The following is a 6,327-nucleotide window of genomic DNA, read 5'->3' as shown; positions in this document are numbered from 1 at the left end:
AAGGATGGCACGAAGTAATTGTTCTGCTTTCATACCACAAAGATACGCAATATGCTTGATACACCATGCCTACCAACCGGGAATATCCGCTGACCCCAATTTAGGGGAAAGATTTATTGAAAGTTTCTTGTTTTTTCTTATTTTTGCAAGAGCTATTATCTTACCACCCAAACAAAACAAACAGTCTTATGAAATCTGGAAATCTATATGGCATATTCTGGCTTATAGCTCTTTTATTTTCATGTGTCATTATCTCTTCTTGTAAACAGAACAGCCGCGTCTCGACAGATGCAAAAACCGTATCGATGCACTTTGACAGTGCCTATCGTTATGTGGTCAACAATATGGTGGTTGCCAACAGCAATCCGGATACTTTCCTGTCGCTGTGTGACGATATGACTTCGGTGTCCCCTTCTCTGCTGGAACCCCGTCAAGTTCGTCAGTGGGCCCATTCCTATGCTCTTGCCGCTTCTGTCTACATTTCTAACAATGACTTGAAGAAAGCTCTTGTCTGCCTTCATCGGGGTATGGCTGTAGCCGATTCGTTGGGCGATATTGATTGCCTGAACCGGGCTTCCAATTTGCTGGCACTGGTCTATTCGAACTGGAAACTGAACGATGAGGCCAATGCCTTGTTTGACAGGATACTCTCTTGCTCGGAACAGACGGATGCTCTCTCAAAAGCCAATGCCTACATGGCAAAGGCGATGCACATGGTGTACACCGAGAAGTACGATTCGGCTGCGTATTATATGTCGATGATTGACAAGTTGCAGTTGAAGAAAGAAGATATGCTTTCGGGGTCTTATCAGTCGGTGCAGTATTATACCCGTTTTCTGAAAGGCTGGTATCTTTCTGAAACACCCGATTCCCTGGGGCGGGCCATTGAATTGCTTCAGGGGCTGTATGACGAATACTACCCTTATAGAGACCAGGCCATTTCTTTCGAGTCGGTCTGCTTGAGGTTGGGACGTGCTTACGATTTGGCCGGCAACGATGAGCAGGCAATCCATTATTACGACGAAACAAAGAAGCTGGTTGTTGCCAAGCCGGCAGCTCATCAGATGTTTGAGGTCGTCGCTCCTCTTATGGATTTCTATCTTGATAAAGGTGAAAATGAAAGGATATTAGAGCTCTTGCCTGTCTATAAAACGGTCAGCGAACAGTATTATGACTATCAGATGAACGGCTTGCTGGCCTATTATTCGGTCGAGCTGGATGTGGCGGGTAAGGAAAAGCAGATTGTACAGAATAAGGGGTTGCTGCTCAAACGCCAGATGGAAATAGTCATACTGATTTTGGTCGTCGTATTGTTGGTGGTGCTGGTGATAGGAGGAATTGTTTATTGGCGGAACAAGAAACGGCAGATTCGTACCCTGTTTGAGGCATTGATGAGGCGCTATGTCGAGTGGCGGGAAATAAACAACTATCTGATAGACCATTCGGTTTCCCCCTCTCAGCTTCCGCTTCATACGGAAGAGGAAGAACCGGCTGGGCAGATTCCGGATGATGCCGTTTCCGGCGAGGAGGATGAGGAAGAGTTCTATCGGAATCTGTATTACCGGGCACTTGTCGTTATGGAGCGCGAAAGGCCGTTCCTTGACCCGGACCTGACCATCGTGTCGCTTGCCAAATGGATTGCCACCAATCGCACTCATCTTTCTACGGCTATCAACCGCATGACGGGGACCAGTTTCAGCGTTTGGCTGGCTGAGTATCGTGTGAACTATGTCATTCTGTTAATGGAAAGCGGCAAGGTCGGTAACATGGATGACATTTACGAGCAGGCAGGCTTTGGCTCGCGGACTTCTTTCTACCGCCAGTTCAAACGGGTCACCGGGCTTACTCCCAAACAGTTTCTGGAACGAAAGGCGTTTTGATTGTATCATTTTGTCGGATATGTATTATTTGGTACTGTGAAATTGTGAAAATGAAACTGCTGTATATGCGGTAAACTCTTAATTTAGTTCCATTTTGTAATACGTGCTTTAATGGCTGCTGAAGAGGAAGTATGCCTTTTCGGGCAGATATTTGGATTAGTGTGTCAATGATGGATAGTTGTATGAGTGGACTGAAGATTATACTCAGTTGGGGCGTTTGTGTTTTTTTCCTGTGTGGGGTGCTTTTGTGGTTACGTCGGCACGAGGGCGACCGTTCACGGCGTTATCTTTGTTACACCTGGTTTGTGGCCAGCCTGGCGTTTCTGACCCGTTTGGTGGCTGTGGAGTTGGGGCGTCCCATTGCGGGGCGCATTCTTCCCGTTGAGAATATCAGTGGAGGACTTTTGTCCCTCCTGATGCTTTATTTGTATCCCATGGAAGCTATCAATGCCGGTTGGCTTACCTGGAAGCGGGCGCTGCGGCTTTTCCTTCCGGGCATGCTGGTTGTAGTGGCAGTGCTGGCGGGGCGGCCTTATTTCCGTGAGTTGGAGTCTTTTCAGGAGGTGTGGGTGTACATCGGCGAGTTCAACGTATGGCTGAGGGTAGGGGTCATGCTTGTGGTCATTCCCTTGTATTCAGTCCTGTTGCTTTTTATCCCTTATAACAGTATGAAGAGCCGTGTCTACAATCGCTGGATACTTGTTTACACCATAAAGATACAGTTGATAGGTGTCTTGTTCATGCTGTTCATCCTTACGGGTTCTTCCCTTTTCAGCAGCCTTCATATCCTGGCTGGTATAGTTGTGGCTGTATCCGCTACCTATCAGGAGGTGTTCATCCGATTCAAAGCGCCTCATAAGATACCGGAATCGGTTCTGCCTGTTGAGACGCTTCGGACAGAGGTCCCTGAAGAGGTCAGGGAGGGCAATCCGCTTATCGGGAGACTGGCGGTGCTGATGGATGAAGAGCAGGTATGGCGTAACCCGGACCTTACCCTGCCGAGTCTTGCGCTGCTCCTGCACACCAATCGCAGTTATCTGTCCAGGGCCATACAAGAGGCGGGTTATAAGAATTTTTCAGATATGCTAAACCGCCGTCGCGTCACTGAATGCCTGAAAATCGTTGATTCGGGCAAGAGGGTCAATGTACAGGATGTTTTTTTCAGCGTAGGGTTCCGATCACGCGAAACAGCTTTGCGTAGTTTCAAAAAGTACACGGGAGTCTCTCCAACAGACTATATATGTGCTCGTGCGTCCTCAATGGCAGCTGGAGGGGGCTTTATTGATGATTTGGAACAGTGATTTTGTGAAAATGACACAATCCATCGTGGGGTATTGGGTATTTTTGTCATACCGTATATGCTCAATCCGGTATGTGGCGGGCATTTTTCTTATGTTGTTAATGAAAGCCGGACAGGAAAAGTACATGGATGTTGCTTCTTTTTGATTTGGCTTTGTTGTTTTGAGTAAAGAGTGTAAAGAAAATGGTTTGCAGATACTCCATGAAGGGACAACTGATTTCTTGGCTGATGGCTTGGGTGATGCTGTGTGGTGGCGTCGGCAGTACGGCCTTGTTCGCACAGCAAATTTGTATCAGGCAGCCGCATCACTCGTATACGGTCCTGTATGATATAAATGGAAGCGACATTGATGCTGCTTTTAGATATAACGGAAGTGTAATGAACGAGATGACGGTTGCATTGGAGCAGTTGTTGTCCGACACAGAGGTCACGATTGACTCTGTTGTCATAGCCTCCTCCTCTTCGCCGGACGGTAATACGCGTTTCAATTACAATCTTTCTGTAAAGCGTGGTAAGAGCGTGTATGACTATATCCGTGGGCGTTTCCCCCAGATACCGGACGAAGTTGTTGTACTCGTTCCGCAGGGCGAGGACTGGGTTACGCTCCGTCACTTGGTTGAGCAGGATATGCTGGTCCCTGGGCAGGAAGAGGTAATCCGCCTGCTCGATGCCGCTCTTCCGCCCGAAGAGAAGGAACGTCGGCTCAAGCGTATGAAGCAAACCTATGCTTATTTATTGGAACATCACATGTATAAACTCAGAGCGGCGACTGTAGCCGTTCATGTGACAGTATATGACGAAGAACCTTTGTCTGAGCTGCTGGATGAGGCCGCTTCCGGGCTTCAGCCCGTGCCGATGGCTTTCACGACTGCATCCTCTGGAAAGGAAGCGTCTGCAAGCTGCTCAGCCGGCACTCAGTGGATACCCTCTCGGTGGTATGTCAAGACCAACCTGGTGTATGACTTGGCTTTGATGCCCTCGCTCGAGATTGAATATCGCATCAACGAACGTTGGTCTACCGCTCTTGAGGGGAATATGGCCTGGTGGCATCGCGACAGCGAGCACTGGTATTACCAGCTGGCCACCATCATTCCCGAGGTGCGTTACTGGTTCCGTCCACAAGGATACCGTCGCGGACACTACGTGGGTCTCTTCGGCGGTGGAGGATGGTATGACCTGGAGAATGGCGGCCGAGGCTATAAGGGCGAGGGCGGTCTCGTGGGCATCGGCTACGGCTACCAGTTTCCTGTCGGCAGGCAGTTCGCCTTTGAGGCCGGGGTCGGGATAGGTTTTATGACCACCAAGTATGAGGAATACCTGCCCATTGATGGGCATTACGTATATCAGCAGACCAGTCGTACCAATTTCTTCGGTCCTCTGAAGCTGAAGTTCGCTTTCGTTTGGAATGTGCCGATGCGGAAAAGACTGCAATCGTGCCGTCTCTGAAAATACTGAACTCTCAGGGGATAAAGCCGAGAGGTTTGACGGGTACCTTTTGCCGAAGTGCCGGTTTGACTCTTTGACAACCAGTCAGGAAAACGGCTTGTGTGGTTTGAGTCAAAACAAGAATAAATTACTCAAGTTTCGGTTTTGCCGGAACTTGAAGGAGTTAAGGGAATTAGTAGGAGTTATCGCCCGCCTTTAGTCGGGCTGAGGAGTTAAAGGCCAATAGAAAATAAATGGTTTACAAAGTATCGGCTTAACTCTTTAACTTCTTAACTACCCAATGAATATTAAAACCGAAACTTGAGTAAATAATGAGAGAAGAAAGAAACAGCCTGTCGCACGCTGATGGATTTGAAGAGTGACTAAGTTTTTTTCTTAACAGAAATGAATGAGAGATAGAGCAAACATACAAACAACACTCATTAATTTGCGGATATCCTATATCCGACTGCTTGCTGCTTCACACAGGGTGGCAGCACACTTGCCTTCTTGTCTGTTGGCTGTAGTGCTGCTGGCGTCTTGCCGTAAGGACCTCTGCTACGATCATGACTCTCATTCTGCGGGCGTAAAGGTGAATGTCGTTGCCGAATGGGAATTGGAGTGGGAACGTCCTTACGACCTGAAGTGGCCGGAGTCGTGGCCGGTTCATTGGCCTTACAAGTACGACGATTTCCGTCCGAAGGCAGCAGAGGGTATCCGTGCCATCGTTTATCCTGAAGCAGGTTCCCATTCCGAGGGTAACCTGCCTCGGGAAGGCGGGCGTTTCTATATGCCCGAGGGAACGCACGACCTGATGTTCTACAACAATGACACCGAGTACATTGTTTTCAGCGACATCACCCACTTGGCATCGGCCTCTGCAACCACACGCACTGTTACCCGTTCCAGTTTGCCTGTCTTGCACTCCGGCGAGCGTACCGTCAACCAGCCCGACCAACTTTATGGCTCTTTCCGCAAGGGCTATACTGCCCGGCTTACGTTGGAGACTGTGAATCTTCCCGTACAGATGCGCCCCCTCACTTATACCTATTATATACGCTATCGTTTCGAGGCCGGTCTGCAATACGTTGCTCTGGCGCGCGGTGCTTTGGCCGGCATGGCCGAGAGTGTCTACCTGATGGACGGACATACGGGCGACAATGCCGCGACTGTTCTTTTCGATGCTTCACTTACCGATTGGGGAATAGAAGCCAGAATGAACGCTTTCGGTGTTCCTAACCATTCTGCCGACTACTATACCCGTGCTGACGGCTCATCCGCTCGGTACACCCTGAATCTGGAAGTACGGCTTAAGAATGGTAAGATGCTCAACTACAATTTCGATGTCACCGACCAGCTCAATGCTCAGCCCCGTGGCGGGGTCATTCAGGTCACCGGCGTCGAGGTCTCCGACGAAGATGGTAAGGAAGGCTCTGGCGGATTTGATGTCAGTGTGGACGGTTGGGGCGAGTGGGTGGACATCCCGTTGCCATTGAAATAGAAAGCCTTACCCCAAGCTGTTTTTGTGAAGACGGAAGAAAACGGGTGGAATGGATGAGAAATAATGATGCGATTATGAAATGAATTATATTGTTAAACTGTATATTATTTATGATTATGAAGTATTAGTGGTGCGATAAAAATTACATCACTGTAGTTAAACGATTAATTTTAAATCAAATATAAGCGTTCATTGATTTTTTGATTTGAAAATGATTTATT

General features: G+C 48.4%; 5 protein-coding genes. All 5 read left to right on the top strand.

From position 1 onward, the window contains the following. A partial coding sequence (locus Q1Y74_RS13050; RefSeq protein ID WP_300814737.1) for a hypothetical protein occupies nt 1–265 on the top strand: 265 nt, incomplete at its 5' end. A gap of 40 nt (nt 266–305) precedes the next feature. Continuing rightward, entirely contained in the window at nt 306–1,880 is a 1,575-nt protein-coding gene (locus tag Q1Y74_RS13045) for an AraC family transcriptional regulator (protein WP_300814736.1), read from the top strand. Between the two features lie 182 nt (nt 1,881–2,062). Beyond that, nucleotides 2,063–3,181, top strand: a complete 1,119-nt coding sequence (locus tag Q1Y74_RS13040) for a helix-turn-helix domain-containing protein (protein ID WP_300814735.1) — start codon at nt 2,063–2,065, stop codon at nt 3,179–3,181. A gap of 386 nt (nt 3,182–3,567) precedes the next feature. After that, nucleotides 3,568–4,626 carry a DUF3575 domain-containing protein gene (locus Q1Y74_RS13035; protein WP_300814734.1) on the top strand — a complete coding sequence of 353 codons (1,059 nt, stop codon included), beginning with the start codon at nt 3,568–3,570 and terminating at the stop codon, nt 4,624–4,626. 469 nt (nt 4,627–5,095) lie between these two features. After that, nucleotides 5,096–6,106, top strand: a complete 1,011-nt coding sequence (locus Q1Y74_RS13030; RefSeq protein ID WP_300814733.1) for a DUF5119 domain-containing protein — start codon at nt 5,096–5,098, stop codon at nt 6,104–6,106. The last annotated feature ends 221 nt before the right edge of the window (nt 6,107–6,327 follow it).

This window comes from uncultured Bacteroides sp., from assembly GCF_949298305.1.
GTDB lineage: Bacteria > Bacteroidota > Bacteroidia > Bacteroidales > Bacteroidaceae > Bacteroides.
The sequence above is the reverse complement of the archived record's forward strand: the minus strand, read 5'-3'. Positions and strand labels throughout refer to the sequence as shown.